The following is a 26,704-nucleotide window of genomic DNA, read 5'->3' on the forward strand; positions in this document are numbered from 1 at the left end:
GTTGACGGCGCATTGTGCGGCGCATACGGCGAAATGACCCGGGCGTATTACACGCAGAACCGGATAATGCGACGCATTGCCAACTCTTTGCCCTGTCTCACCGCAACCTTCGCGGGGTTCACGCGGTATTCACAGCGTCCGAATCGCCGGGCACCGCACGAAAATTGTCCCTCCGCCAAAGGAGAACCATGTCCCTCCCTCTCACCCGTCGGATCGCCCGCGCCGCACTGCTGGTCGCGGCGAGCGCGGCACCCGTCGTCGGCGCCGCCGGGGTCGCGAGTGCGGCGGAGCCGGCCCAGCCGCAGTCCTCCAAGCTGGGGCTGTCCTCGCTGGACCCCGCCTCGGTCGGTGAGGTCGCCGACGTCGCCTCGCAGCAGGTCGGGAGCACGGCGGGTGACGTCAGCAGCAAGGCCGGCGGGACCGTCAAGGAGATCCTGCCGGGCAAGACCGCCCCGGCGAACGTGGCCCCGGCCAAGCCCGCCCAGCCTGCCAAACCCGCGAAGCCCGCGAAGCCCGCCAAGGGCGCGAAGGCCACCAAGGCCGCCAAGGCCGGTCCGGCCAGGGCCGCGCACGCCAAGGTCGGCGGTAAGGGCGAGGGCAGGGCCCTCGGACACGGGAAGGGCAAGGGCGGCGCCCACGCCAAGGGCAAGGGCAAGGGCAAGGCGGCCAAGGCGGCGCAGCCCGCTGAGGCCGCCGCCCCGCAGGCCCCCGCGCCCAGCGCCCCGCAGGGCGCGGACCTCCCGGTCAAGGATCTGCCGATCAAGGGCCTGCCGCTGCTCGGCTGATTTCGCCGGACCAACACGGGGCCCGGGGAGTCTCGTACTCCCCGGGCCCCTTCAGGTCTTTCAGCTCGCCAGTCGCCGGACCGCCGCCGCCACGCGCTCGTCGGTCGCCGTGAACGCGACCCGCACGTGCCGCTCCCCCGCCGCGCCGTAGAACTCGCCCGGGGCCACCAGGATGCCCAGTTCGGCGAGGGCGCCCACGGTATCCCAGCAGGGCTCGTCCCGCGTCGCCCACAGATACAGCGACGCCTCGCTGTGTTCGATGCGGAAGCCCTGGCCCTCCAGCGCCGACCGCAGCGCGGCCCGGCGCCGCTCATAGCGCTCGCGCTGCTCGGTCACATGCTTGTCGTCGCCGAGCGCCGCGACGGTGGCCGCCTGCACCGGCGCGGGCACCATCATCCCGCCGTGCTTGCGGATCTTCAGCAGCTCGCCGAGCACCGCCTCGTCACCGGCGAGGAACGCCGCCCGGTAGCCCGCCAGATTGGACCGCTTGGACAGCGAGTGGACCGCCACCAGCCCCTCGAAGGACCCGCCGGAGATATCCGGGTGGAGCACGGAGACCGGGTCGGCCTCCCAGCCCAGCTCCAGATAGCACTCGTCGCTGACCACCAGCACCCCGTGCGCACGCGCCCAGGCGACCGCGGTGCGCAGCTCGTCCTTGGACAGCACCCGGCCGGTGGGGTTGGACGGGGAGTTGAGCCACAGCAGCTTCAGCCCGGCCGGGTCGAGGTCGGCGCCCGCGGCGCCGGCCGCGAATGTCCGCTCGTCGTACGGCACCGGCTCGGCGCCCGCCAGCCGGGCGCCCACCTCGTACGTCGGATAGGCGAGCCGCGGGAAGGCGACCCGGTCGCCGGGGCCGAGGCCCAGTTGCGCGGGCAGCGAGGCCACCAGTTCCTTCGAGCCGACCACCGGCAGCACCTGGGTGTGGGTCACCCGGGCCGCGCCCAGCCGCCGCTCCACCCAGCCGGTGAGGGCGTCGCGCAGCGCGGCCGTGCCCCAGACGGTCGGATAGCCGGGGCTGTCCGAGGCGTCGGCGAGGGCCGCGCGGATCAGCTCGGGGACCGGGTCGACGGGGGTGCCCACCGAGAGGTCGACAATGCCGTCGCGGTGGGCCGCGGCGATCGCCTTGTACGGTTCGAGCCGGTCCCAGGGGAAGACCGGGAGGCGGGCGGATACGGGTGGCACGGGGTGGCTCGCTTTCTTCGGAACTGCCCGGGTCCTTCGGCACCGCCGGGCCGAGGGCCCGGGAACCCGGTGGAACCCGGGTGGATTCCGGCCGCACCGCTGGACCCCGGGAAGACCCGGGACCCATGGGAGGGCCGGGAGCGCCGGGAGCGCCCGGGAAACAGCCCGGTCCCGCAGGCCACAGGCCATACGGGACCGCCGGCTGCTTCCGGGCGCTGACGCCGGGGCAGGGTTACTCGTCGTGCTCCTGCGGCGGAAGCGCGGCGATGAAGGGGTGGTCCCGCTCGATCAGGCCGAGCTTGCTCGCGCCACCGGGCGAACCGAGCTCGTCGAAGAACTCGACGTTCGCCTTGTAGTAGTCCTTCCACTCCTCGGGAGTGTCGTCCTCGTAGAAGATCGCCTCGACCGGGCAGACCGGCTCACAAGCCCCGCAGTCGACGCATTCGTCCGGGTGGATGTACAAGGACCGCTGGCCCTCGTAGATACAGTCGACGGGGCACTCCTCGATGCACGCCTTGTCTTTCAGGTCGACACAAGGCTGCGCGATGACGTAGGTCACGCTGTCGTTCCTCCTCGTTAGGGCTGCTATCGCGCGGGAGCGCGGCGTCGTCGATGCCCGCACCTAGTATCTCCGTTCTTGGGCACCAGACGCACATGAGGGGCTGACTGAGCTGTGGATTTCACCACTGGCGGACGTCTTGAAGTCCGGATCACCCCGGATGACGTGGGAAAACGCGTCTCGGTCAGGTTGATCACCAGAGATCGTGAGCCCGCCCCCACCTTCACCGACGTGGTCGGCGTTCTCACATCGTGGACCGAGGGCTCGCTCTCCATCACGCGGCGCACCGGTGAGGCCGTGCGGATCGCCGAGTCGTCCCTGGTGGCGGGCAAGGTGGTGCCCGCCGCTCCGGCCCGCCGCCGCGGCCCCGCCGCGACCGCGCCCGAGCTGGACCGGGTCGCCGCCCGGGCCTGGCCGCCCATGGTCAGCGAACCGCTGGGCGAGTGGACGCTGCGCGCCTCGGGCGGATTCACCCGGCGCGCCAATTCGGTGCTGCCCCTCGGCGACCCCGGGACGGGCCTCGACGAGGCGCTGCGCCGGGTGACCGACTGGTACGCGGCGCGCGGGCTGCCCGCGTACATCCAGGTCAGTACGGGCGCCGAGGGCACCCAGGAGCTGCTCGCGGCGGAGCTGGAGAGCCGCGGCTGGACGCGGGAGGTCTCGTCCCGGATACGCATCGCGGCGCTGGCCCCCATCGGGGATCTGGACGCCGACGCCTCGGCGGTGACGCTCTCCCGCCGGCTCGACGACGCCTGGCTGGCCCGCTATCAGCGGTCGTCCGGCGAGCCCTCCCCCGAGGCCCGGACGGTGCTGTCGGGCGGCCCGTCCGTGTGGTTCGCCACCGTGGCGGGGCGGGAGGGAGCCGCCCCGGACGCGATCGGGCGCTGTGTGGTGGACGGCCGCTGGGCCGGGTTCACCGCCGTGGAGGTCGCCCCGGAGCGGCGGCGCCAGGGCCTGGCCAAGGCCGTGATGACGGCGCTGGCCCGCAAGGCGCTCGACGAGGGCGCCTCGGCCGCGTATCTCCAGGTGGAGACGGACAATGACGGTGCGCAGGCCCTCTACGAGGGCATGGGCTTCACCGTCCACCACAGCTACCATCACTGGCGCGCATCTGGACAGGATGCGCGCTGAGCAGGGTACGAGTCGGCTATGCCACGGATGAACGACACGTCCCGCCGCCGGCGGTTCGCCGATGCGGCCCGCGAAGAGCGCCCCGATCTGGCGCTGCTGTGCCTGCTGGTCGGCATGGAGGCCGATGCCGGACTGGACGAGACCGGACTCGACGAAGCGCAGATCGAGCTGGACCGGCTGGCCGGTCAGCTCCCCTTCTCCCCCGGCGGCCCCGAGGACTGGGCCGCCGCGCTGGCAAGCCTCCTCGGCGAACGCCATGACTTCCGGGGCGGCCCGGCGGACTACCGGCGGCTGGGATCCTCGCTCCTCCACACGGTGCTGCGGCGCCGCCGTGGACTGCCGATCCTGCTGTCCGTGGTGTGGATGGAGGTGGCGCGCCGGGCGGGCGCGCCGGTGTACGGGGTGGCGCTGCCGGGCCACTTCGTGGTCGGCTTCGGCGATCCTTACGGAAGCCATGTACTGGCCGATCCGTTCGACGGCGGGCGGCCGCTGTCCAGTGAGGACGCGGCGACGCTGGTGTCGGGGGCCACCGGCGCCCCGCTCTCCCCGTCGATGCTGAGCCCGGCCGGGCCGCTGGACATCGTGCTGCGGATCCTCAACAACATCCGCGCCTGGGCATCCGCCCGCCCCGAGCGCACCGACGTCCGGCTGTGGGCGGTCGAACTGTCCCTGCTGCTGCCCAGCCACCCGGCCGAACTGCGCTACGAGCGGGCACAACTCCTGGTGGAGCGGGGCGACTTCATGACCGGCGCCAAGGAGCTGGAGGACTACGCGGAGGTAGTGGAGCCGGTACAGCCCGACACCGCCAAAACCGCACGCCACGAGGCCCGCGCCGCCCGCGCGATGCTCAACTAGCGGCTGCCGCTGCCTGGTGGGTCTTCGCGCCTGTGGCCTCGGCGGCTGCCCGGCCCCGGGTCCGGCCTTCCGGCCCCTCCGGCGTTTGAGGAGCGGGGCCCAGGGGCGGAGCCCCGGCGGGGGCCGGGGCCGGGCCCCCACGCGGCGGAGCCGCACATCGTCAGGTGTTGGGAAGGGGCGGGGAGGGGAAAGCCCCCGCCGCTACAGCCACCCCTTTACAGCCACCCCTTCTCGCGGGCGATACGGACGGCCTCGGCCCGATTGCGGGCGGCGGTCTTCTGGATCGCCGTGGAGAGGTAGTTGCGGACCGTGCCCGGCGACAAGTGCAGGGCGCGCGCCAGCTCGGCATTGGTCGAGCCGTCCGCCGAGGCGTGCAGCACCTCGCGCTCCCGCGCGGTCAGCGGGCTGGCCCCGTCCACGAGCGCGGCGGCGGCCAGCGTGGGGTCGATGACCCGCTCCCCGCGCAGCACCCGCCGTATGGCGTCGGCGAGCTGGGCCGCCGGGGCGTCCTTGACCAGGAAGGCGTCGGCGCCGGACTCCATGGCGCGGCGCAGATAGCCGGGGCGGCCGAAGGTGGTCAGGATCACGATCCGGATCCCGGGCGCGGCCCGGTGCAGCGCGGCGGCGGCCTCGATCCCGCTCATACCGGGCATCTCGATGTCCAGCAGTGCCACATCGGGGCGATGGGCCCGGGCGGCGTCCACGACCTCGTCGCCGCGGGCCACCTGCGCGACGACCTCGATCTCGTCCTCGAGCCCGAGGAGCGCGGCCAGCGCCTCCCGCACCATGGACTGGTCCTCGGCCAGCAGTACCCGGATCACGCCCCGCAGCGTATCCGCTCTCCGTATCCGCTCTTCCGCACGCTCCCTGCACGCGTTCCCTGCACGCGTTCCCGCCGCGCGGTCCTTACGGCGCGGCCCGCCCCTACGGCGCGGCCTGTGAGGGCAACTCCATGGGGGCGCCGCGGGAGAGGGGGACCTGGGCGCGGAGGGTGAAGCCGCCGCGTTCGCCGGGGCCGGTCTCCAGGCGGCCGTCGGCCAACTGGAGCCGCTCGGCGAGCCCGGTGAGCCCGTTGCCGTGCGGGCCGGCCGTGCCGCGGCCGTCGTCGGTGACGGTCAGGCACAGCTCGTCGTCCGTCTCGTCGAGCGTGACCGCGCAGCGGCGTGCCCCGCTGTGCCGCACCACATTGGTGACCGCCTCGCGCAGCGCCCAGGCCAGCGCCCCCTCCTGGTCGGGCGGCAGGTCGGGGTGGTGGGTGGCGGCCCGGCTCAGGTCGGCGGCGATGCCCGCGGCGGCGAGGGCGGTACGGGCTCCGGCGACCTCGGCCTCCAGGGTGGGGCGGCGGAAGCCGCTGACCGCCTCCCGGACGTCCACCAGCGCCTGTCTGCTGACCCGTTCGATATCGGCGACCTGCCGCGCCGCCTGCTCGGGCTTGTCGGGCAGCATCCGGCCCGCCAGCTCGCTCTTGAGCGTGATCAGGGAGAGCGAGTGGCCCAGCAGATCGTGCAGATCGCGGGCGAGCCGCAGCCGCTCCTCGTTGGCGGCGAGCTGGGCCACGGTGGCGCGGGCGGCGCGCAGCGCCCGGGTGGTACGGACCATCTGCCGCACCCCGCTCATCGCGAACCCGCCGAGCAGCGAGGGGATGACCAGGGCGGACAGCAGCCCGTGCGAACCGCGCACCAGCACCCCGACGGCCACCATGAACGCGGTGTTCAGCGGAATCGCCCACCGCGAGAGCCACAGCGGCAGCACCGCCCCGTAGGCGACGGACACATAGACGCACAGCACCAGCCAGGCGTCGCCCATGGTGAGCGTGAGAACGGCGGCGAGCGCGCAGGACGTGCCCAGCGCCCCGAAGACCGCGGCCCGGCTCAGCGCCCGCCCGGTATTCCGGAAGATCAGCACCAGATAGATGGCGACGAAGGCCAGCAGGCCGAGCGCACCCCACACGGTGGCGGGAACGGAGTGGTGGCCATCGGCGAGATCGCTCACCGGCGCCCCCAGATAGGCCAGCCAGATCCCGATCCACATCAGCTTGATCAGGGCCTGTCGGCGGTTCTCGGGGCTCTGGCCGATGCCGGCCAGCCGGTCGTGCTCGTCGTCGTACGCCATCGCGTCGGCCCACCAGGTCAGCCGTTGGCGCACGCCGGGGCGGCGCTCCGGATCGCCGTCGGTCCACTCGGCCCGGTCAGCCATGGTTCTTCTCTCCTCCGATCACACCTCGGGTTACGCCTCGGATCACACCCTCGGTCACGCCTTACGAGTGTCCTTGCGGTACAGCCACGCCGCGCCGCCCGCGAAGAGCGCGAGATAGCCGATGAGCAGTGCGACGTCCTTGGCGTGCGGGGCGCCGCCCAGCTCGATCGCCTGGCCGAGGGCGGTGTAGGCGTGGGTGGGCAGATAGTCGCCGATGTTCCGCAGCCACTGCGGATACGACGTGGTCGGCATCCACAGCCCGCCGAGGATCGACAGACCGAAGTAGATGATCATGGTCAGCGGGCGGACCGCGTCCCCGGTCGCCAGATAGCCGATGGCCACCCCCAGCGCGGCGAAGACCAGGGAGCCCGCCCAGATGGCGCCGGTCAGCGCCGCCCACTCCCAGGCGGCGTCCAGCCGTACGCCCTTGACGGCGGCGGCCACCACGAAGACGATCACGATCGACGGCAGGGTGGCCACCGCACCCACCGCGATCTTGGCCGCCACATAGCCGCGCCCGGGCAGCGGGGTGAGCCGCAGTTGCCGGGTCCAGCCGCCCTCGCGCTCCTTGGCGATCCGCTCGCCGTTGCCCATCAGCCCGGCGGTCAGTGCCCCGAAGGAGGCCATCGCGACCATGTAGTAGAGCGGCATCGACAGCCCGGTGCCGGGCACCCGGTCGGCGGCGTCGGTGCTGCCCGCGATCAGCAGGAAGAGCACGGACGGATAGACGACCGTGAAGAACATGAACTTGCGATTGCGCAGGGTCCGCGCGATCTCCAGCTTGACCAGCGCCTTCATCGTGCGGACTCCTCAACTGTGGGCGCGGCGTCGCCTGCCACGTCGGTGGCGGCGTCGGTGATGGCGAGGAACGCCTGCTCCAGGCCGAGGCCCGTGACCTCCAGGCCGCGCGGATACAGCCCGAGCCCGTAGACCGCGTGCACGGTCGCGTCCGCGTCGGTGGACCGGATGCGTACGGTACGCCCCGAGATCTCGATCCCGGTCAGCGCGGGCAGGGCACGCAGCGCCGTCCCGTCGATCGGCCCGTCCAGCTCGAAGTTGACCCGCCGGGCCCCGGCCATCGCCTTGATCTCGGCGGACGAGCCGTCCGCCAGCACCCGGCCGCCGTGCAGCACGATCACCCGGTCGGCGATGGCGTCGGCCTCTTCGAGGTAGTGGGTGGCGAACAGAATGGTGCGGCCCTGCTTCGTCTGCTCCCGCATCGCGCCCCAGAAGGTCTGCCGGGAAGACACATCCATACCGGTCGTGGGCTCGTCCAGCACGATCAGATCGGAGGCACCGGCGGTGGCGAACGCGAAGCGCACCCGCTGCTCCTGACCGCCGGAGAGCTTGTTCACCTTGCGGGAGGCGATCTCGGCGATCCCCGCCCGCTCCAGCACCTCGTCCACCGGATGACCCTTGGGGTGCAGCTCGCAGGCCAGCCCCACCAGTTCGCGGACCGTCACGTCCTCCATCAGAGCGCCGCTCTGGAGCATCGCGCCGACCCGGCCGCGGACGATCGCCTGGCGCGGGGTGGTGCCGAAGACCTCCACCCGGCCGGAGTCGGGGTGGCGCAGGCCGAGCAGCAGATCGAGGCTGGAGGACTTGCCGGCGCCGTTGGGGCCCAGCAGGGCGACGGTCTCCCCCGGGTACAGCGTGAGATCGAGATCGGCCACGGCGCGCACACTGCCGTAGCTCTTGTTCACCTTCTCGAAGCGGACCACGGGCGGGGCGCCCGTGGTGGCGGCCCCGGTGCCGGGGGCGGAAACAGCGGTCGTTGCGGTCATGGCCACAAGCCTGGCCGAGGGCGGGCGGTGCCCGGCAGTGTCAGCGGTCGTGACCTGGGGATGACAGATGTCATGGGTCGGGGCATGACGCGCCGGGGAGACGTGCCGCGGGCCGGGAGACACGAAGCGGCCCGGGAGACACGACGCGGGCCGGGAGACACGACGCGGCCCCCGCCCGGTGCCGGGCGGGGGCCGCGTGGTGAACGAGCGGGGCCCGCTCAGTTGTCCTTGCCGATGACGCCGATGCGCTCGCTGGGCGTCTTGCCGAGCAGCGCCTGCCGCAGCGCGGACTCCACGTCCTCCGGGGTGACGGGCTTCTTGCTGCCGTCGCCCCGTTCGAGCAGAACGCCGTCGAAGGTGCCGCCGTACAACTGCTTGAGGACGGGCAGGTCGTAGTGCTCCACCAGCTTGCCGTCGACCACCTTCATGGAGAGGATCTTCGGCAGCGACTTGTCCGGGCCGAACGGAATCGAGTGCTGGGCGTCCGTCTGCACCGTGACCAGCCCCGACATCGCGGGCTTGGCGAAGCTCTTCATCTTCCGGTCGACCTCGGCGTTGCTGACCGTGGGGCGCCGCACGGCGACCGGCAGGGTGATGGCCTTGTTCCGGCCGGTCTCGGCGCGCAGGCGGAACCCTTCCGATACGGCCTTGACCGCCGTGTCCACGTCCAGCCCCTTGCCCTCCTTGCCGTACACCGCGACGGGCTTGCCGGAGGTGAAGTCGATGCCGCCCTCGCGGGCCGTGCCGGAGTCGCCCGCGAGCCGCTCCAGGGCGTCCCGCAGCTTCTCCTCGTCGACCGTGACCGCGGGGTCGGCCTCATGGGTGCCGCCGAAGAGCGAGCCGATCACGGTGACCGGGTTGTAGTCCCGGCCCGCTACGTCCCGGACCGTGGCCTCGGTGTCGAGCGCCAGGCCCGCGACGGAGGGCTTGATCTCCTTCTGCTGGCCGTCGACCGACACCGTCAGCGGGGCGGTGGTGCGCTTGCCCAGCGCGGCGTCCAGCTTGTCGACGGCGACCTCCTTGGAGCTGCCGCCGATGTCGACGCCGAGGACGGTGGTGCCGTTGGGCACATCGGCGTGGTTCATCACCAGACCGGCGGCGTAGGCCCCGCCCGCGATCACGAACAGCAGGCCCGCGACCATGACGACCTTGGAACGGCCCTTCTTCTTGGGCTTACCGGCCTTCGGGGCGGACGGCGCCGGGGCGCTGTCGCCGCCGGGCGCCGGGGCCCCGAGGCCGCCCGGGGCGGGTGGCGCGGGCGGCCTGGCCCGGCCCTCGCCCGACGGCACCACGGGCACCCCGCTGACCAGCGTGTCGCTGGAGATCTGGTCCGACGGCACCCCGCCGCCCGGGGTGGGGTCGGGGTCGCGGAACAGCGAGGGGGACGGATCGCTCCCGAGGTCGTCCCGGAATCCCTCCCCGGGGCCGGTCAGCGGGCCCGCGCCGGTGGTGGCGCCGAGGCTGCCGGACATCGGCGAGCCGCCCGGCGGGGTCGGCGGCTGGGCGGCCGGGCCGCCGCCGGCCAGCGGCCCCACCCCGCCCGGAGGCGTCTGCGGGTCACCGCCGTACGGGCCACCGGCCGGGCCCGGTCCGGGCGGGGCCAGCAACTCGCTGTCGCGCGGGCCCGTACCGGGGCCGGACGGCGGCATGTACATGTCGCCGGTGGCCGGGCCGGTGGTGGGGCCGCTCGGCTCGGGGTGGCCGGACGGGGCCTGGGCGTCGGTGAAGTACGGCAGATCGGCGACGGGGCCGCCGCCTTGCTGCGGGGCCGGGAACCCCTGGGTGGTGTCCGGCGCGGGGAATCCCTGGGTGGTGTCCGGCGCGGGGAACCCCTGGGTGGTATCCGGGGCCGGGAATGCCTGCGTGGTGTCGGGCGCCGGGAACCCCTGGGTGGTGTCCGGGGCCGGGGGCATCGGCTGCGTCGGTGTGCTGCCGGTGGCCGACGAACCGCCCCTGGGCTTACGGGGCGAGAACCAGTCGCTGGTCCGCCGCTCGCCGTCGCCCTTCTTCTCGCGGTTCTCGGACGGCTCGCCCGGCCCGCCGGGCTCGGCCGGCACCCCGCGCTCCGGCGTCGGCGTGTAGTCGACCCGGGGCAGGGCACTGGTGGGCTCGGGGGCGTCGTCGTCCTCGCCGGAGCGCTGCGCGGGTACGCCGTCCTCCGCGACGGGCGTGCGCATGACCACCGGCGGGATGGGCCGCGACCCCGGAATGTTGATCTTGATCCGGGTCGTCAGCGTGGTCTCGGTCTTCGGCTCCTCCGGCTTGGCCGCGGCCCGCCCCTGCCCGTCGTCGGCGAGCTCCTGCGGAGCCTCCTGCGTGGGGCTCGGCGAGGGGTACTGGCGGGATCCGTACGGCGGGGTGCCCGACGGGTAGGCGGCACCGCCGCTTCCCTCCCGGGGCCCGGAGGACGAACTGTCAGATTCACGGCTCAAAGCAGGTTCTCCCAGTTAGCTCCGCCGCCCGTCAGACCTCGCGCGGGCGGCTCGGCGGCGGCACCACCATACTGGGCGGTGCGGACGCGCACTTGACGGCCGCCGGATCACCGCATCCGGTACGCCCGAGGCGCACCCTTCGCCGCATGTCCGAAGGGCCGCCAAGTGCCGAGGGCGTCGTGCCGAAAACGTCACGTCACTTACCAAGTCGGACCGGCGGGCCAGGAGGTTGCGGCACCAGAGGCAACGTGGCGCACATCACACCGATGAACATCCCGCCGAGGAGGAAAGCGTACGACCCCAGCCCGGCGCCGAACAGGAAATCCCCTTCCGAGCGGGAGGAAGTGAGCAGCAACACGGCCACCGTCCAGGCCCCCGCGGGCACTCCGCCGCCCATCCGGGCACCCGCGGCCTTGACCCCGCCGTAGCACAGGCCCGCGACCGCGAGCAGCGCCAGCAGCAACCCGCCGGGGAACCATGCCGCTTGGACCAGCGCGCCCGCGGCGCCGACCAGCACCCCGGCCACGGCCAGCAGGGCGTATCCGCCCAGGCGCAGCGCCGTCATGCCGTCACCCCCGCGAACAGGTCGTCCTCGCGGCCCGCCCCGGCCTCGCCCTTGACGAGCCGGTAGTGCTCATGGACGAACATCGGCTGGGCCAGGTCGTTGGAGAGCGCGAAGAAGGGTCCGTCCACCGCGATCTGGGTGGCGTGGGCGCGCATCGCCGCCGCCTTGGCCGCCGCGTGGGCGGTGCCGTCGATGGAGGCGGTGACATCCGAGTCCGGCACCACTCCGGGGACGTCGTCGACCGTGGCGACGCCGGGGAAGCGCGAGTCACGGCCCGCGGCCCGCAGCCGGGCGAAGCCCTCCTCGACGGCCGAGCGCGGTACGCAGTTCCAGTAGACCTTCGCGATGTCGTGCGGCGCGCCGAGCTCGGGGCGGAAGTCCGCGTCGGCGGCCAGCTCCACGGCGCGCATCGCCACGCGGTGTGCCTGGATGTGATCGGGGTGGCCGTACCCCCCGTGGGTGTCGTACGCCACGAGAACCTGTGGCCGGATCTCGCGGACCACGGCCACCAGGTGCCCCGCGGCCTCGTCCAGGTCGGCCTGCCAGAAGCAGTCCGGCCGGTCGTTCTGCGGGGCGCCCATCATCCCGGAGTCGCGATAGCGGCCGGGACCGCCCAGAAAGCGGTGGTCCTCGACCCCCAAGGCGTCCATGGCCGCGGCGAGTTCGCCGATCCGGTGCGGACCGAGCGCGTCGTCGCGGTCGGCGGCGAGATGCGCGAGGGCAGGCGGAATGACCTCGCCCTCCTCACCGAGGGTGCAGGTCACCAGGGTGACGTATGCACCCTCGGCGGCATATTTCGCCATGGTCGCGCCGTTATTGATCGACTCGTCGTCCGGATGTGCGTGCACCAGCAGCAGACGACGGGCGGGAAGAGCGGTCATGGGCACAGCCTACGATTCGCACACCAGTGCCCACGGGTCGCACGCCCCGGCCCCGCTCGGGGTCAGATCTTCACGCCGCTAAGCGCTCCGCTGGAAGTGCCCTGACCTGCCGTCGATCGTCCACGGCACCGTCGTGACCGGTCCCACGCGGCGGAGCCGCATATCGACACGGCCGCGGCGGAGCCGCATATCGACACAGCCCCGCGCCCCTTCGGGGCGCCACCGAACCGCAGCCGACTTCCGCCGATCCGCTTAGGGGTCAGATCTTCACGCCGCCGATCATGTCCGCCACATTGGTGGTGAGGTCGTCGATCGTCGGGGCTACCGAAGAACTCGCCAGGTAGAAGCCGAGGAGGACACAGACGACCGCATGAACCGCCTTCAGCCCTGCCTTGTTTACGAGCATGAAGACGATGATCAGCAATAGCACTGATACCGAGATCGAGAGCGCCACAGCGGCTCACCTCCAGATACACGCACTCGGACGGACAACATATTGATGCCACAGAGGGGCTACCCACTATGCGCAATCGATCATAACTATGGCGGTGTACACATGACTCGGTGCACGGGAGCATGACAGGGGCGCATGCCTGATCGCACGAACTTCCGCGCCCCCGGGGCGTTTTCTCGGTGGTTATGCGCCATCTCGCCATCGCGTGCGGCCGGTTGGTTCCGGCGCCGTTCCGGCCGGACCGTGCCGGGGGCAATGCCGTCCCGGCCTACCGATCCGTACTCTCCCTCGCGATGATCCTGAGCCGTACGCTCGCCCTATGACCGGACAGCTCTCGTTCCCACGGCAGCACGCGCGGACCCAACGCTTCACCCTCGGGGCACCGCGGGCCCTGACCGTGGCCCCCGACGATTCACGCGTCGTCTTCCTGCGCTCCCGCTCGGGCACCGACCGGACCGGCCTCCTCTGGGTGCACGACCTCGCCGGGCAGCGCGAGTACCCCGCCGCCGACCCGGCCGAGCTGCTCGGCGGCGCCGGCGAGGAGCTGTCGCCCGAGGAGCGGGCGCGGCGCGAGCGCAGCCGCGAGGGGTCGGCCGGAGTGGTCGGCTACGCGGTGGACGCCGCCGTCGAGCGGGCCGCGTTCGCCCTCTCCGGACGGCTCTTCAGCACCGACCTGCCCGCGGGCACCACCCGTGAGCTGCGCGTCCCCGGTCCCGTCGTGGACCCGCGCCCCTCGCCGGACGGCCGCCACATCGCCTATGCGGCGGGCGGGGCGCTGCGGGTCACGGGCGCGGACGGCACGGACGACCGGGCGCTCGCGGAGCCGGAGGAGGACACCGTCACCTACGGCCTCGCGGAGTTCATCGCGGCCGAGGAGATGGACCGCTCACGCGGTTTCTGGTGGTCGCCGCGGAGCGACGCCCTGCTGGCCGCCCGGGCCGACGACGCCCCCGTACAGCGCTGGTGGACCGCCGACCCGGCCCACCCTGGCCAAAAGCCCACGGAGGCCGCCTATCCCGCCGCGGGCACCGCCAACGCCGAGGTGCGGCTGGTTCTGCTCGGTCTGGACGGCTCCCGTACGGAGATCGAGTGGGACCGGGAGCGCTATCCGTACCTCGCCCGGGTGCACTGGTCGGCCTACGGTCCGCCCCTGCTTCTGGTCCAGGCCAGGGACCAGCGCAGCCAGCTCTATCTGGCCGTGGACACCGACACCGGACGGACCAGCACGGTCCATGTCGACGAGGACGCGGTTTGGCTGGATCTTTTCCCCGGGGTGCCGTCCTGGACGGAGGACGGACGCCTCGTCCGCATCGCGGACGAGGGCGGCGCGCGGGTGCTGATGGTCGGCGACCGCAAGTTGACGTCCGGCGCCCTCCATGTGCACGCGGTCCTCGACATCGGCACGGACGACGTGCTGTTCTCCGCCTCCCCCGGGGCCGGTGCTCCGCTGCCCGAGCAGCCGGGCGAGATCGACGTCTACCGCGCCTGGTTCCGGGGCAGCGGCGACCAGGGCGGCTGGGAGCCGGTCGGCAAGCGGCCCTTCCCCGCGGTCCACTCCGCAGTGCGCGGCGGTGAGGTGCTCGCGCTGGCGTATACGGGGCTGGAGCGACCCGGGGTCAGCGTGGAGATCCTCCGGCCCGCCGACCACGGCGCGGCCGAGCGCATCGCCGAGATCGCCTCGTACGCGGAGCGGCCCGTCATCACCGCCCGCCCCGAGCTGCTCTTCGCGGGCAAGCGGGACATCCCCTGTGCCGTGCTGCTGCCCAGCGGCCACCGGGAGGGCGACGGACCGCTGCCGGTCCTGATGGATCCTTACGGCGGGCCGCACGGCCGGCGGGTGGTCGCCTCGCACAACGCCCATCTCACCTCGCAGTGGTTCGCCGACCAGGGCTTCGCGGTGATCGTCGCCGACGGCCGCGGCACCCCCGGCCGCTCCCCCGGCTGGGAGAAGGCGGTACGCGACGACTTGGCCGCGGTCACCCTGGAGGACCAGGTCGAGGCGGTGACGGCGCTCGCCGAGCGCTATCCGCTGGACCTCGGCCGGGTCGCCATCCGCGGCTGGTCCTACGGCGGCTATCTGGCCGCGCTGGCGGTGCTGCGCCGCCCCGATGTCTTCCACGCGGGCGTGGTGGGCGCCCCGGTGACGGACTGGCGGCTGTACGACACCCACTACACCGAGCGGTATCTGGGCCTGCCGGACGAACAGCCCGAGGTCTACGCGGCCAACGCGCTGATGACCGACGAGGGGCTGTCCGGCGCGGCGGAGACCGCCCGGCCGATGATGATCATCCACGGTCTGGCGGACGACAACGTGGTGGCCGCCCACACCCTGCGGCTCTCCTCGGCGCTGCTGGCCGCGGGCCGTCCGCATGAGGTGCTGCCGCTGTCCGGGGTGACCCATATGACCCCGCAGGAGCAGGTCGCGGAGAATCTGCTCCTGCTTCAGGTGGACTTCCTCAAGCGGTCCCTCGGATTGCGGTAGCCGACGCGGCCCCGGGGCCGCGCTGATCCGGCGTCACCAGCCGGGCGTCACCAGCCCGGCCTCACCAGCCCGGCCTCACCAGCCCGGCGGCGGTGCGGGAGGCGCGGGGGGTGCGGACGGCGGCGGGGGCGCGGCGGGCGGGGCTCCGGGCGGCGGGGGCACCAGCGGCGGAGTGCTGGGCGGCGGCGGGCCGTAACCCCCGCCGCCGTAGCCGCCACCGCCATAACCGCCGCCGTAGCCCCCGCTCCCGGGTCCGCTGCTCCCGTAACCCCCGCTCCCGTAGCCGCCGTAGCCTCCGGCCCCGGAGCCGTCGTCGTAGCCCCCGGGCCCATGGCCGTCGTAACCGCCGGGCCCATGGCCGTCATAGCCGCCGTACGCCGGGGCGCCCGGCGCCCCGGTGAACGCCGCGTCCTCCTCAAGGCCCCGCCGAGCCAGCGCCAGAAGGGCGATCAGCCCCGCGATCGCCTCGAAGAAGCCGGTGAGCACGCTGAGCACACCCACCGTCGGCAGATCGCCGAGGTGGTCCACATAGTCCAGCTTGAAGTAGAGCGATGCCTCGCTGATTCCCGTCACCATGACCACTGCCGCCGCCGTCATCCCCAGCGGGCGCGCCAGCGGCGCACGCGCGAGCGCGGCCGCCGCGGCGGCCAGGCACAGCGCGACCGCCGCCCACGCCGTCCAGGCACCGGGCGGCGAGAGCAGGGTGGGCAGCGTGTGCTTGCCGGTGAGCAGATACTTGTAGATCTCCCAGCCCCGCTCCTGGGCCCAGTAGATCTGCCAGGCGGCGAGGACGGCCCCGACTGCGCCCAGGAACAGTGCGCCGGTGACCGCCGCCCCGGGCGAGGGGCGGCCCGGAGGCCGGTCGGCGGGCGAGGCCAGGTGCCCGGGCGGGGCGAGGTCGGCGGGGCGCCGGGCGGCGGCCACCACGGCCAGCAGCAGCCCGCCGAGCACCACCTGCGCCCAGGCGCTGAGGTTGGCCCGCGTCTTCAGATCGCCGGGGATGCCCTGGAGCCAGTCGGAGTTCAGGTTCCAGAGGCTGGGCAGGCGCACCGCGACGGTCACCACCGCGACCGTGCCGAGCGCGCCCCCGGCGGCCGGTGAGCGCAGGGCGGTGATCCCGACGACCGCGTAGACCAGCAGCAGCACGAGGTCGAGCAGGGAGGAACCGAAGATCCCTCCGGTGGCCCGGAACGGCAGCCCCGCCCAGGTCCACCACAGATGGTTCGCCTCGTCGGCCTTGTCGAGGTCGTGGATGATCCACGCCAGCGAGATCAGCCCGAGAACCGCGCAGACGAGCGCCCCGAAAAGGCGCCCTCCGCCATTGAGTATCCGTCCCTGCCCCATAGCCGTAGGTTTCCCCCGCCTCGTACCCCGGGCAACCGTCGCGGGCCGAAGAAAAATACGGATCGTGACCGTCCGGCGGCCGCCGGGAGGTGCGACCGGCCGGGGCCATATGGCGCGCCCCGGCCGGTCCACGGCACCCGCACGGCCGTACGCAGTTCAGCCTGACGCGTCCGTATATCGGTGTTGCGACGGATGAGTTGCCGGTGTGTTAACGCGCTTGCTGCCCATAGAACATGCTTTGTCCCCCATGAGAGGTCCCTGTCAAGCACGCCCTGACCTCGATCTGCCAAATGTTCGCTCAAGACTCGAATGAGCGGCACATCCACCCTCCCCGGCCCCTTGACTGGGCCGTTCCCCGATTGCGAAAGTCCGCTCAACCCGGTACGCCCGCACCACTCCGGCGAGCGGGCAGCGACATGACGCGCATAGACAGCGCGAGTTGACGGTGTGACACCAGTGCGGGGGGACGCTACGCGATGACGAGTCCATCCCAGTCCGGCGTGGTCGAGAAGACCACACCGGGCACGGAGGGCGAGGCGCCGGCCGGTCTGGCGCCCCGCCAGCTCATGTGGCGGCGCTTCAAGCGCGACCGCACGGGTGTCATCTCCGCGTGCGTGGTGATCTTCTTCTTCGCGGTCGCCGTACTGGCGCCGGTGATCTCCTGGCTGTACGGCAAGGATCCGTACACCACCTACGGCCTGGACCGGCCCGAGCTGCTGGACCCCCTCACCGGCTATCCGATGAAGCCCAACGGGGGCATCGACGGCGAGTTCTGGTTCGGCATCGAGCCCAAGCTGGGCCGCGATGTGCTGACCCAGCTCGTCTACGGCATCCGCACCTCGCTGCTGATCGGGCTGGCCGCGACCGTGCTGTCCACGGTCACCGGCATCGTGATCGGCGTGGTGGCGGGCTATCTGGGCGGCCGCACCGACTACTTCCTCGGCCGGCTCATCGATCTGCTGCTGTCCTTTCCGCAGCAGTTGTTCTTCGTCGCCTTCATGCCGGTGGTCACCGCGCTGTTCGTCAGTCCGCAGAAGGAGACGCCCACTTACTTCCGGGTGACGGCCCTGGTGATGGTGTTGTGGCTGCTGGGCTGGATGCAGCTCGCCCGGCTGCTGCGCGGCCAGGTGCTGTCCCTGAGGGAGCGTGAGTTCGTCGAGGCGGCCAGGGTGACCGGCGCCTCGCCGTGGCGGATCGTCCGCAAGGAGCTGCTGCCCAACCTCGTCACGCCCATCCTGGTGCAGTCCACGCTGATGCTGCCGAACTTCGTGACGACGGAAGCGGCGCTGTCCTTCCTCGGCGTCGGCGTGGTGGAGCCGACCCCCGACTGGGGCCGGATGTTCGCCAAGGGCGCCAACTTCTACGAGGGCGACATCACCTACATGTTCTTCCCCGGCATCGCCATGGTGGTCTTCGTGGTCGCCTTCAACCTGCTCGGGGACTCGGTCCGGGACGCGATGGACCCGAAGACCACGCGGTGACCGGGGGGCCGGAGGGCCCAAGGCAGAGAACGGCAAGTCTTCCGTCCGATGAGGCAGGTGCAGTGACCACGATGACGCCGAAGAAGAACAGTCGCAGAGCCCGTACCTATGCCGTCGCCCTGGCCGCGGGCGCCCTGGCGCTCGCCGGGTGCAGCAGCGGAGGCGGCGGCTCGGGCTCCAAGGAGTCCAACGAGCCCAAGATGGAGTCCCAGGACGTCACCCTCGGCACCGCCGCCGACTCCACCGGACCGGCCAGGGACCTGCCGGGCGCCAAGAAGGGCGGCACCGTCACGGTGCTCCAGCGGGACGCCTTCGAGCATCTGGACCCGGGGCAGATCTACGTCAGCGATGAGCTGATCGCGCAGACCCTCTACAACCGGACGCTGACGAACTACCAGTTCGACGACAAGACGGGCAAGGCCAAACTGGTCGGCGACCTCGCCACCGACACCGGCAAGTCCTCCGACGGCGGCCGCACCTGGACGTACACCCTCAAGGACGGGCTGAAGTACGAGGACGGCTCGCCCATCACCTCCAAGGACGTCCGGCAGGCCGTCGAGCGGCTCTACGCGCCGTATCAGACGAACGGGCCGACCTATCTCCAGCAGTGGCTCTCCGGTGAGGGCCAGAAGTACCGCAAGGCGCTTCCGGACGGCCCCTACAAGGGCAAGCATCTGCCCTCGTCGGTGCTGGACACCCCGGACGACAAGACCATCGTCTTCCACTTCGACCAGCCGCGCGCCGAGGTGCCGTTCGCGGTCGCCATGCCCAATATCACCGCGGTGCCGCCGGCCAAGGACACCAAGGAGAAGTACGACAAGGCCCCGCTGGCCTCGGGCCCGTACAAGATCCGGAACTTCAAGTCGGGCAAGGGCGTCGAGTTCGTCAAGAACGACCAGTGGGACCCCAAGACCGACTCCATACGCCATCAGTACGTCGACGGGTTCGACATCTCCTTCGGCCACCAGTGGGTGGACTCCACCCGCAGGCTCCAGGCCAGCAAGGGCGCCGACCGTAACGGGATGACGCTCACCAACGCGGTCGACCCCTCGCAGATCTCCACGGTCCTCAAGGACAAGGAGGCGATGGCCCGGTCGCTGACCGAGACGCAGCCCTATGTGGACGTCGTCTCGATCAACACCGATCGGGTCAAGGACAAGAAGGTGCGCGAGGCGATCGCCTGGGCCTTCCCCAGCGGGCAGTACCTCCAGCAGTTCGGCGGCCCCAAGGGCGGTGAGGTCGGCGGCGGACTGGTCGGTCCCACGCTCAAGGGCTACGACCCCTCCTTCGACCCGTTCCAGAAGAAGAAGTACCCCGGCGGCAACGCCAAGAAGGCCAGGGAGCTGCTGAAGGAGGCGGGCAAGGAGAACTACGAGCTCGTCTACGCCTACGGCAACGGCGACACCCACCAGGACGCCTCGGTGGTCGTCCAGCAGGCCCTGGAGCGGGCCGGGTTCAAGGTGCAGAAGAAGGAGATCGACCAGTCGACCTATTACACGCAGATCGGAAAGGTCAAGAACAAGTTCGACCTGTACCGGTCCTCGTGGGGTGCCGACTGGCCGTCCGCCTCGACCGTGGTCCCGCCGGTGTACGGCGGCGAGAACGTCTACGACGACTCCTCGAACTACTCGCACCTCAACGTCCCGGCGGTCAACGACGAGATCGGCAAGATCGCCAAGGTCAGCGACCTCAGCCGGGCCACCTCGGAGTGGATCAAGCTCAGCGAGAAGATCCTCACCGATGACGTCCCCGCGGTCCCGACCTTCTACAACCGGCTGTTCACCCTCTGGGGCTCGGGCATCGGCGGAGTGAAGTTCAACTCGGTCTACGGGGCCGTGGACCCGACGGCCGTCTTCATCAAGTAGCCGCGGCCGTCACCAGGCAGCGCAGACCCCGGCCGCACCCCCATCGGCGGGTGCGGCCGGGACCCGCCCCTAGCGGAAGATCACCGACGTCATGTTGAGATTCCTCGCCCGCCGGTCCCTCGGCGCGATCGTGATCCTGATCCTGATCAGCGCGATCACGTTCTTCCTCTTCTTCGCCCTGCCCGCCGAACCGGCCCGGCTCGCCTGCGGCAAGAACTGCGACCCCGTCTCGCTCGCCATGATCAACAAGAATCTGGGCCTGGACCAGCCGGTGCCGGTCCAGTACGCGAAGTTCATGGTGGGGATCTTCGCCGGGCGGGACTTCGCCGTGGGGCATTGCAGCGCCCCCTGCTTCGGCTACTCCTTCGTCAGCCAGGAGCCCGTCTGGGGCACCATCGCCGACCGCTTCCCCACCACCCTCTCGCTCGCCCTCGGCGGTGCCGCCGTCTTCCTGGTCTGCGGGATCGGCATCGGCATGATCGCGGCCTGGCGGCGTGGCACCTGGATCGACAAGTTCTTCAGCTCGCTGTCGCTGCTCGGCGCCTCGATGCAGATCTACTTCGTCGGGGTGCTCGCCCTGGCCTGGTTCGTCAGCGGGCTGGGGATCATGGACCAGCCCGCCTACTACCCGTTCACCGACAATCCGGCGAAATGGTTCAGCGGGATGCTGCTGCCCTGGGTGGTGCTCTCACTGATCTTCCTGGCCAACTACAGCCGGATGACCCGCTCCCAGATGGTCGAGCAGCTTCAGGAGGACCATGTCCGCACGGCGAGAGCCAAGGGGCTCTCCAGCCGTACGGTCTTCTTCCGCTATGCCTGGCGCGGCGCCATCGCCCCCATCATCACCATCTTCGGCATCGACCTCGGATCGCTCTTCGGCGGGGCCATGGTCACCGAGTACACCTTCACCCTGCACGGCATCGGACGGCTGGCGGTGGAATCCGTCCAGCTCACCGATCTGCCCATGCTGATGGGTGTGATGCTGGTCAGCTCCGCGGCCATCGTGGTGTTCAACATCCTGGTCGACGCCGCCTACGCCTTCATCGACCCGCGCGTGCGCCTCGCCTGACAGACCCGGAGCTGCCGAGATGACCACACTCACCAAGCCCGACGACGGCGCGACGCCCCCACCGGCCGGACCCGGCGACGGCGCCTTCCTGTCCGTACGCGATCTGTACGTCCGCTTCTCGACCGAGGACGGCGTCGTCAAGGCCGTCGACGGCCTCTCCTTCGACCTCGAACGCGGCCGGACGCTCGGCATCGTCGGCGAGTCCGGCTCCGGCAAGTCCGTCACCAACCTCACCGTGCTGGGCCTGCACGACCCGCGCACCACCACCGTCAGCGGCGAGATCCTGCTGAACGGGCAGGAGCTGACCGGGGCGCCCGAGCGCACCCTGGAGCGGCTGCGCGGCAACACCATGGCGATGATCTTCCAGGATCCGCTGACCGCCCTGTCGCCGTACTACACGGTGGGCCGCCAGATCGCCGAGCCGTTCCGCAAGCACACCGGCGCCTCCAAGAGCGAGGCCCGCGCCCGGGCGATCGAGATGCTGGAGAAGGTCGGCATCCCCAACCCCCGGCTGCGGGTGGACGACTATCCGCACCAGTTCTCCGGCGGGATGCGGCAGCGCGCGATGATCGCGATGTCGCTGGTCTGCGACCCCGATCTGCTGATCGCCGACGAGCCGACCACCGCCCTCGACGTCACCGTCCAGGCCCAGATCCTGGATCTGCTGAAGGACCTCCAGCAGGAGTTCGGCTCCGCGATCATCCTCATCACCCATGATCTGGGCGTGGTCGCCAACACCGCCGACGATCTGCTGGTGATGTACGCGGGCCGGGCCGTGGAGCGCGGTACGGTCCGCGAGGTGCTGCGCGCGCCCCAGCATCCGTACACCTGGGGGCTGCTGGGCTCCATGCCGCGGCTGTCCTCCGCCGTGGACGAGCCGCTGAACCCCATCCCCGGCTCCCCGCCGAGCCTGCTCAGCCCCCCGCCGGGCTGTCCCTTCCATCCGCGGTGCCACTACACCGACCAGGTGGGGGGCGACCGCTGCGCCACCGAGCGGCCCATGCTGCCGGACGGCCGCGGCGCCGCCTGCCATCTGAGCGCCGAGCGGAAACAGACCCTCTTCACCGAGCAGATCAAGCCCCGGCTGGGCTAGGGGCCAGGGCCTAGGAGCGCTGACGCATGAGCATCGAGTCGGGCACACCCGAACCTCTCCTGGTCACCGAGAAGCTGACCAAACACTTCCCGATCATGGGCGGCTTTCCGTTCAAGCGGAAGGTCGGGGCCGTGCAGGCGGTGGACGGGGTCGATCTGACCGTGCACGCCGGGGAGAGCTTCGGGCTGGTCGGCGAGTCCGGCTGCGGCAAGTCCACCACGGGCCGGCTGCTGACCCGGCTGCTGGAGCCCACCGCCGGGACGATCACCTACCGGGGCCGGGACATCACCCACGCGGGCCGCAAGGAGCTGGCCCCGATCCGCTCCGAGATCCAGATGATCTTCCAGGATCCGTACTCCTCGCTGAACCCCCGGCAGACCGTCGGCACCATCATCTCCGGCCCCATGGAGATCAACGGCATCAATCCGCCGGGCGGCCGCGAGGCGCGGGTGCGCGAACTGCTGGAGATCGTGGGCCTCAACCCCGAGCACTACAACCGCTTCCCGCACGAGTTCTCCGGCGGCCAGCGCCAGCGCATCGGCGTGGCCCGCGCGCTCGCCCTGGAACCCAAGCTGATCGTCGCCGACGAGCCCGTCTCGGCGCTGGACGTCTCCATCCAGGCGCAGGTCGTCAATCTGCTCCAGAAGCTCCAGCGGGAACTGGGCATCGCCTTCCTGTTCATCGCCCATGACCTCGCCGTCGTACGGCACTTCTCGCAGCGCGTCGCCGTGATGTACCTGGGCAAGGTGGTCGAGGTGGGCGACCGCGACTCCATCTACCACCGCCCCCGCCACCCGTACACCCACGCCCTGCTGTCGGCGGTGCCGGACGCGGCGGTGGTGATGGCCGAGAACGTCAAGGACACAGCGGACGCCTCGGATACCGAAGAGACCGCCCGCCGGACACGCATCCGGCTCGCCGGGGACGTCCCCTCCCCCATCAACCCGCCCTCCGGCTGCCGCTTCCGCACCCGCTGCTGGAAGGCCCAGGACAAGTGCGCGCGGGAAGAGCCGCCGCTCCTGCGCCTGGACGGCAACCGCGAGGGCCATCTGTCCGCCTGTCACTTCCCCGAGGACCCGACCCTCGAGGCCCGCGAGGAGGACGTCGTCCTCGACCCGGCGCTGATCGCGGCGGAGTCGGCGACGGGAACGCCACCGCGCAAGGAGCCGTAGGGGACCTGGCCGCTCGGGCTCAGAACCGCGAGAAGGCATGCGCACGGCCGATCGCGGTGAACCCGCGGCGGCCGTACCAGTGCAGCGGCCAGTCGTCCTGGTCGGCGACGAGGAACCGCAGCCCGCACCCCGCGGCGGCCGCGCGGCGCAGCGCCGCGGTCAGGACGGTGTCGGCGTGGCCGCGGCGCAGGTACGGCTCGGCCGTCGCCACCTCCTCGATCTGGGCGATCCCGGCGGTGGGTTCCAGGTAGAGATCGGCCCAGGAGGCGACCTCGCCGCTGTCGTCGTGGGCGGCGAGGAAGAGCACCTCCTCGGCCCCGGCCCGCCGCGCGGTACGCCGCTCCACCAGGTCGTGCACGGTCCGCTCGTCCGCGTCCGGCATCCACCGCCGCTGCTGCGCCGTCACCGCCCGCCGCAGCGGCCCGTGCGGATCCGGCCCCAGCTCCCGCTCCACCACATCGGCCGCGGTGGCCTCCGGCACCGGCCCGGTGTGGACCATCAGCACCTCGGTCACATGGCCGTACCCGGCCCGTTCGAGCGCGGGCACACAGAGAAGTCCCAGCGCGTCGTCATGGACCGTGATCCGGCGATGCGGCAGGAAGGCCATGACCTCGTCGGCGAGCGCGGGAAGCCCCTCGGGGTCGGCGGGCCCGACGATATGGAGCTGATTGTGCTCATGGGAGCGTGCGTAACCCCCATGCAGCACCAGGAATCCCCCGGGCACCTCCCGCACCGCACCGGCCTGACGACGGGCGAAGGAGATCCGGAAGTCCTGGACGCGCCGCGCATCATAGGGTCCTGGCATGGCTGTTCCTCATCCTCCGGTCTATCAGGAGTACTACACCCGCACACCCTTTCAGCTCTTCTCCGGCGTCGGCTGGAAGCGGCTGGTGGCCTTCCGGGCCGATGAGTCGGGCGTCACCCTGGGCGGCCCCGTGACGCGATACCACCGGTTCACCGTCGTCGTGCCGTGGCGGGACATCGAAGCCGTCGTCGTGTGGGCCACGAAGAAGACCATGGAGAGGCCGATACGGCGGATAGGTCTGAAGTTGCGGCAGGGCGTGCCGGACGTTCCCGGCCCCGAGGCGAAGATCAGCCCGCAGCTCGCCGCGCGTGCGGCGCCGCATATCGAGTACCCGGTCGTCAGGAACAATCGCGTCATCGCCTTCTGGAAGGTGGACCCCACCCGGCTCGCCGCCGCGGTGCAGGCGTTCGCCCCGCACGTTCAGTTGCGTGTACACCCGGTGCACCGGGTGCGCCCGGGGCAGGGCGGCGGGCCGGGGTACGCCGGCGGGCCGGGGTACGGGTCCGGCGGGAGCATCTTCGACATCATGCCCTGACCCCCGCGCGCTCCTCCGCGAAGTGGCAGGCCGAGGCGTGGGCGGCGGGGCCCGTCGCGGCGGGCGGGACCGCCAGCACCGGCGTCTCCGTCGCGCAGCGGTCCCGCGCCTTCCAGCAGCGGGTGCGGAAGCGGCAGCCGGAGGGCGGGTTGGCCGGGGAGGGGACGTCGCCGGGGAGCAGGATGCGGGTCCGGCGGGTGCGGGCCACGGGGTCGGGGACCGGGACGGCGGAGAGCAGGGCCTGGGTGTACGGGTGGGTGGGGTGGTCGTAGATCTCGGGGCCGGTGCCGGTTTCGGCGAAGCGGCCCAGGTACATCACGGCGACCCGGTCGGCGATATGCCGGACCACCGACAGATCGTGGGCGATGAAGACGTACGCCAGGCCGAACTCGTCCTGTAGCCGCTCCATCAGATTGACCACCTGCGCCTGCACCGATACGTCCAGCGCCGAGACCGGCTCGTCCGCGACGATGACCTCCGGCCGTAGCGCCAGGCCCCGGGCGATGCCGATGCGCTGACGCTGGCCGCCGGAGAACTGGTGGGGATAGCGGTTGAGGTGCTCCGGGCTGAGCCCCACGACCTCCAGCAGCTCCTGGACCGCCCGCCGCCGCTCGCCCTTGGGGGCCGCCTCGGGGTGGATCTCGAAGGGCTCGCCGATGATGTCGCCCACCGTCATCCGCGGGTTGAGCGAGGTGTACGGGTCCTGGAACACCATCTGGATGTTGCGGCGGACGGCCCGCAGCGCGCGGCCCGAGAGCCGGGTGATGTCCTCGCCCCTGTAGTGGATCGTCCCGGCGGTCGGCCGTTCCAGGCTGACCAGCAGCTTGGCGACGGTGGACTTGCCGCAGCCGGACTCGCCGACGATGCCGAGCGTCTCGCCGCGCCGCAGGGCGAAGGAGACCGTGTCGACCGCCCGGACGGCGCCGATCCGCCGCTTGACCACCACGCCCTGGGTCAGGGGGTAGAGCTTGGCCAGGTCCCGGACCTCCAGGACCGGCCCGTCGGGCTCAGCCATGCAGCTCCTCCTTCCAGAAGTGGCAGGCGCTGGTCCGGCTGTCCGCTCCGGCGTCCGTCCCTGCGGCCGTCCCGGTGTCCGCCGTCGCCACCTCGTACAGCGGCGGCCGTTCGGTGCGGCAGACCTCCTGGGCGCGCGGGCAGCGCGGGTGGAAGGGGCAGCCGGAGGGCATGGCGAGGGGGCTGGGCGGCGCGCCCTTGATCGCGTAGAGCCGCTCGCCCCGGTGGTCCACGCGCGGCACGGAGTCCAGCAGTCCGCGCGTGTAGGGGTGCGCGGGGCGACGGTAGAGGTCGCGCACCGGCGCGGTCTCCACGATCCGGCCCGCGTACATCACCGCGATGGTGTCGGCCACGTCCGCGACCACGCCCAGGTCATGGGTGATGAGGACGAGCCCCATGGCGTACTCCCGGCGCAACTCCGCGAGCAGGTCCATGACCTGGGCCTGGACGGTGACATCCAGGGCCGTGGTCGGCTCGTCGGCGATGATCAGCTCCGGCTCCAGCGCCATCGCCATGGCGATCATGATGCGCTGGCGCATCCCCCCGGAGAACTGATGCGGATAGTCCCCGGCCCGCTGCCCCGCCGCCGGGATGCGGACCCGGTCCATCAGCTCGACCGCCCGCCGCCGGGCGTCCTTGCGGGACATCCCCCGGTGCACCTCGTACATCTCGGCGAGCTGGGCGCCCACGGAGACCACCGGGTTGAGGGCGGAGAGCGCGTCCTGGAAGATCATCGCCATCGCGGCGCCCCGGATCCGGCGGCGCTCCCGCGCGCCCATCGTCAGCAGATCCCGCCCCCGGAACAGCACTTGGCCGCCGGTGACCCGGCCCGGCGGGGAGTCGAGGATGCCCATGACGGCCTGGGCGGTCACGGACTTGCCGGACCCGGATTCGCCCAGCACGGCGAGGGTGCGGCCCGCGTCCAGGCCGTAGCTCACCCCGCCGACGGCCTCGGCGGCCCCGTCCCGGGTGCGGAATTCGACGCGGAGGTCCCGGACCTCCAGCAGGCGGGCCGCCATG

24 protein-coding genes are annotated in these 26,704 nt (G+C 71.8%); 10 read left to right on the forward strand and 14 right to left on the reverse strand.

The genetic code is table 11. The features are described 5' to 3' along the window. Positions 1–188: 188 nt before the first annotated feature. Complete coding sequence (locus ACK1X7_RS30610; RefSeq protein WP_385155103.1) at positions 189–785, forward strand: ATP-binding protein; 597 nt, start codon at positions 189–191, stop codon at positions 783–785. A gap of 60 nt (positions 786–845) precedes the next feature. Here ACK1X7_RS30610 and dapC read toward each other — a convergent pair whose 3' ends face one another. Next, a complete protein-coding gene (dapC, locus tag ACK1X7_RS30615) occupies positions 846–1,967 on the reverse strand; it encodes a succinyldiaminopimelate transaminase (protein ID WP_385155100.1) in 1,122 nt (373 codons plus the stop codon). Positions 1,968–2,199: 232 nt separating this feature from the next. After that, positions 2,200–2,526, reverse strand: a complete 327-nt coding sequence (gene fdxA, locus ACK1X7_RS30620; RefSeq protein WP_014054705.1) for a ferredoxin — start codon at positions 2,524–2,526, stop codon at positions 2,200–2,202. Positions 2,527–2,640: 114 nt separating this feature from the next. Here fdxA and ACK1X7_RS30625 point away from each other — a divergent pair, with 114 nt between their 5' ends. Both ACK1X7_RS30625 and ACK1X7_RS30630 read left to right on the forward strand, forming a co-directional pair. Then, a complete protein-coding gene (locus ACK1X7_RS30625) occupies positions 2,641–3,657 on the forward strand; it encodes a GNAT family N-acetyltransferase (protein WP_413115891.1) in 1,017 nt (338 codons plus the stop codon). A gap of 18 nt (positions 3,658–3,675) precedes the next feature. Further along, positions 3,676–4,512, forward strand: coding sequence for a tetratricopeptide repeat protein (locus tag ACK1X7_RS30630; protein ID WP_413115892.1), 837 nt, complete (start codon positions 3,676–3,678; stop codon positions 4,510–4,512). A 215-nt stretch (positions 4,513–4,727) separates the two neighbouring features. On the opposite strand, the gene ACK1X7_RS30635 is transcribed toward ACK1X7_RS30630, so the two are convergent. The 8 genes from ACK1X7_RS30635 to ACK1X7_RS30670 form a co-directional block, all read right to left on the reverse strand. Next, a complete protein-coding gene (locus tag ACK1X7_RS30635) occupies positions 4,728–5,333 on the reverse strand; it encodes a response regulator (RefSeq protein WP_372458597.1) in 606 nt (201 codons plus the stop codon). Positions 5,334–5,436: 103 nt separating this feature from the next. Beyond that, entirely contained in the window at positions 5,437–6,708 is a 1,272-nt protein-coding gene (locus ACK1X7_RS30640) for a sensor histidine kinase (protein WP_413115893.1), read from the reverse strand. 54 nt (positions 6,709–6,762) lie between these two features. After that, positions 6,763–7,506 (reverse strand): ABC transporter permease, encoded by a 744-nt coding sequence (locus ACK1X7_RS30645; protein WP_390792072.1) that lies wholly within the window; start codon positions 7,504–7,506, stop codon positions 6,763–6,765. After that, positions 7,503–8,492, reverse strand: a complete 990-nt coding sequence (locus tag ACK1X7_RS30650; protein WP_385155090.1) for an ABC transporter ATP-binding protein — start codon at positions 8,490–8,492, stop codon at positions 7,503–7,505. Before ACK1X7_RS30650 ends, ACK1X7_RS30645 begins: the two co-directional genes overlap by 4 nt. Positions 8,493–8,710: 218 nt before the next feature. Continuing rightward, on the reverse strand, positions 8,711–10,924 hold the full coding sequence (locus ACK1X7_RS30655; RefSeq protein ID WP_413115894.1) for a hypothetical protein: 2,214 nt from the start codon (positions 10,922–10,924) through the stop codon (positions 8,711–8,713). Positions 10,925–11,120: 196 nt separating this feature from the next. Further along, positions 11,121–11,489 (reverse strand): DUF6113 family protein, encoded by a 369-nt coding sequence (locus ACK1X7_RS30660; RefSeq protein ID WP_351879695.1) that lies wholly within the window; start codon positions 11,487–11,489, stop codon positions 11,121–11,123. Next, positions 11,486–12,370, reverse strand: a complete 885-nt coding sequence (mshB, locus tag ACK1X7_RS30665) for an N-acetyl-1-D-myo-inositol-2-amino-2-deoxy-alpha-D-glucopyranoside deacetylase (RefSeq protein WP_361505432.1) — start codon at positions 12,368–12,370, stop codon at positions 11,486–11,488. The genes ACK1X7_RS30660 and mshB overlap by 4 nt, the downstream gene beginning before the upstream one ends. A gap of 259 nt (positions 12,371–12,629) precedes the next feature. Then, positions 12,630–12,824: a hypothetical protein gene (locus tag ACK1X7_RS30670; protein ID WP_014054695.1), complete on the reverse strand. Its 195-nt coding sequence runs from the start codon at positions 12,822–12,824 to the stop codon at positions 12,630–12,632. A gap of 319 nt (positions 12,825–13,143) precedes the next feature. Between ACK1X7_RS30670 and ACK1X7_RS30675 the strand changes: the two genes are divergently transcribed. Beyond that, complete coding sequence (locus tag ACK1X7_RS30675; RefSeq protein ID WP_413115895.1) at positions 13,144–15,306, forward strand: S9 family peptidase; 2,163 nt, start codon at positions 13,144–13,146, stop codon at positions 15,304–15,306. 75 nt (positions 15,307–15,381) lie between these two features. Here ACK1X7_RS30675 and ACK1X7_RS30680 read toward each other — a convergent pair whose 3' ends face one another. Then, positions 15,382–16,650: a hypothetical protein gene (locus ACK1X7_RS30680; RefSeq protein WP_413115896.1), complete on the reverse strand. Its 1,269-nt coding sequence runs from the start codon at positions 16,648–16,650 to the stop codon at positions 15,382–15,384. Positions 16,651–17,126: 476 nt separating this feature from the next. On the opposite strand from ACK1X7_RS30680, the gene ACK1X7_RS30685 reads away from it, so the two are divergent. From ACK1X7_RS30685 to ACK1X7_RS30705, 5 genes are all read left to right on the forward strand, one after another. Then, positions 17,127–18,131, forward strand: coding sequence for an ABC transporter permease (locus ACK1X7_RS30685; protein WP_398158259.1), 1,005 nt, complete (start codon positions 17,127–17,129; stop codon positions 18,129–18,131). 71 nt (positions 18,132–18,202) lie between these two features. Continuing rightward, positions 18,203–19,996 carry an ABC transporter substrate-binding protein gene (locus tag ACK1X7_RS30690; RefSeq protein WP_385146076.1) on the forward strand — a complete coding sequence of 598 codons (1,794 nt, stop codon included), beginning with the start codon at positions 18,203–18,205 and terminating at the stop codon, positions 19,994–19,996. A gap of 91 nt (positions 19,997–20,087) precedes the next feature. Further along, positions 20,088–21,065 (forward strand): ABC transporter permease, encoded by a 978-nt coding sequence (locus ACK1X7_RS30695; RefSeq protein ID WP_361505513.1) that lies wholly within the window; start codon positions 20,088–20,090, stop codon positions 21,063–21,065. Between the two features lie 19 nt (positions 21,066–21,084). Then, the gene (locus ACK1X7_RS30700) at positions 21,085–22,158 is read left to right on the forward strand and encodes an ABC transporter ATP-binding protein (RefSeq protein ID WP_385146048.1); all 1,074 of its coding nucleotides are present in this window, start codon (positions 21,085–21,087) and stop codon (positions 22,156–22,158) included. A gap of 26 nt (positions 22,159–22,184) precedes the next feature. Next, positions 22,185–23,330 (forward strand): ABC transporter ATP-binding protein, encoded by a 1,146-nt coding sequence (locus ACK1X7_RS30705; RefSeq protein ID WP_385146050.1) that lies wholly within the window; start codon positions 22,185–22,187, stop codon positions 23,328–23,330. Positions 23,331–23,349: 19 nt separating this feature from the next. Here the strand turns inward: ACK1X7_RS30705 and ACK1X7_RS30710 are convergent, their stop codons facing one another. Next, complete coding sequence (locus ACK1X7_RS30710; RefSeq protein ID WP_385146051.1) at positions 23,350–24,135, reverse strand: GNAT family N-acetyltransferase; 786 nt, start codon at positions 24,133–24,135, stop codon at positions 23,350–23,352. Here ACK1X7_RS30710 and ACK1X7_RS30715 point away from each other — a divergent pair. Next, a complete protein-coding gene (locus ACK1X7_RS30715; RefSeq protein WP_390792076.1) occupies positions 24,134–24,670 on the forward strand; it encodes a hypothetical protein in 537 nt (178 codons plus the stop codon). The genes ACK1X7_RS30710 and ACK1X7_RS30715 overlap by 2 nt on opposite strands. Here ACK1X7_RS30715 and ACK1X7_RS30720 read toward each other — a convergent pair. Beyond that, positions 24,660–25,685, reverse strand: a complete 1,026-nt coding sequence (locus tag ACK1X7_RS30720; protein ID WP_385146055.1) for an ABC transporter ATP-binding protein — start codon at positions 25,683–25,685, stop codon at positions 24,660–24,662. The two genes, ACK1X7_RS30715 and ACK1X7_RS30720, sit on opposite strands and share 11 nt — an antisense overlap. After that, complete coding sequence (locus ACK1X7_RS30725; RefSeq protein ID WP_385146057.1) at positions 25,678–26,703, reverse strand: ABC transporter ATP-binding protein; 1,026 nt, start codon at positions 26,701–26,703, stop codon at positions 25,678–25,680. The genes ACK1X7_RS30720 and ACK1X7_RS30725 overlap by 8 nt, the downstream gene beginning before the upstream one ends. Position 26,704: the final 1 nt, after the last annotated feature.

Origin of the sequence: Streptomyces sp. CY-1 (assembly GCF_047218265.1) — a bacterium.
In the GTDB taxonomy this organism is placed as follows: Bacteria; Actinomycetota; Actinomycetes; order Streptomycetales; family Streptomycetaceae; genus Streptomyces; species Streptomyces niphimycinicus.

Bases quoted from the DNA above. Each gene is read 5' to 3' on its own strand.
- ACK1X7_RS30610 (WP_385155103.1), top strand. From the start codon at position 189: ATGTCCCTCCCTCTCACCCGTCGGATCGCCCGCGCCGCACTGCTGGTC.
- ACK1X7_RS30630 (WP_413115892.1), top strand. From the start codon at position 3,676: ATGCCACGGATGAACGACACGTCCCGCCGCCGGCGGTTCGCCGATGCG.
- ACK1X7_RS30640 (WP_413115893.1), bottom strand. From the start codon at position 6,708: ATGGCTGACCGGGCCGAGTGGACCGACGGCGATCCGGAGCGCCGCCCC.
- ACK1X7_RS30645 (WP_390792072.1), bottom strand. From the start codon at position 7,506: ATGAAGGCGCTGGTCAAGCTGGAGATCGCGCGGACCCTGCGCAATCGC.
- ACK1X7_RS30650 (WP_385155090.1), bottom strand. From the start codon at position 8,492: ATGACCGCAACGACCGCTGTTTCCGCCCCCGGCACCGGGGCCGCCACC.
- ACK1X7_RS30660 (WP_351879695.1), bottom strand. From the start codon at position 11,489: ATGACGGCGCTGCGCCTGGGCGGATACGCCCTGCTGGCCGTGGCCGGG.
- mshB (WP_361505432.1), bottom strand. From the start codon at position 12,370: ATGACCGCTCTTCCCGCCCGTCGTCTGCTGCTGGTGCACGCACATCCG.
- ACK1X7_RS30675 (WP_413115895.1), top strand. From the start codon at position 13,144: ATGACCGGACAGCTCTCGTTCCCACGGCAGCACGCGCGGACCCAACGC.
- ACK1X7_RS30680 (WP_413115896.1), bottom strand. From the start codon at position 16,650: ATGGGGCAGGGACGGATACTCAATGGCGGAGGGCGCCTTTTCGGGGCG.
- ACK1X7_RS30685 (WP_398158259.1), top strand. From the start codon at position 17,127: ATGACGAGTCCATCCCAGTCCGGCGTGGTCGAGAAGACCACACCGGGC.
- ACK1X7_RS30690 (WP_385146076.1), top strand. From the start codon at position 18,203: ATGACGCCGAAGAAGAACAGTCGCAGAGCCCGTACCTATGCCGTCGCC.
- ACK1X7_RS30695 (WP_361505513.1), top strand. From the start codon at position 20,088: ATGTTGAGATTCCTCGCCCGCCGGTCCCTCGGCGCGATCGTGATCCTG.
- ACK1X7_RS30700 (WP_385146048.1), top strand. From the start codon at position 21,085: ATGACCACACTCACCAAGCCCGACGACGGCGCGACGCCCCCACCGGCC.
- ACK1X7_RS30705 (WP_385146050.1), top strand. From the start codon at position 22,185: ATGAGCATCGAGTCGGGCACACCCGAACCTCTCCTGGTCACCGAGAAG.
- ACK1X7_RS30715 (WP_390792076.1), top strand. From the start codon at position 24,134: ATGGCTGTTCCTCATCCTCCGGTCTATCAGGAGTACTACACCCGCACA.
- ACK1X7_RS30710 (WP_385146051.1), bottom strand. From the start codon at position 24,135: ATGCCAGGACCCTATGATGCGCGGCGCGTCCAGGACTTCCGGATCTCC.
- ACK1X7_RS30720 (WP_385146055.1), bottom strand. From the start codon at position 25,685: ATGGCTGAGCCCGACGGGCCGGTCCTGGAGGTCCGGGACCTGGCCAAG.
- ACK1X7_RS30725 (WP_385146057.1), bottom strand. From the start codon at position 26,703: ATGGCGGCCCGCCTGCTGGAGGTCCGGGACCTCCGCGTCGAATTCCGC.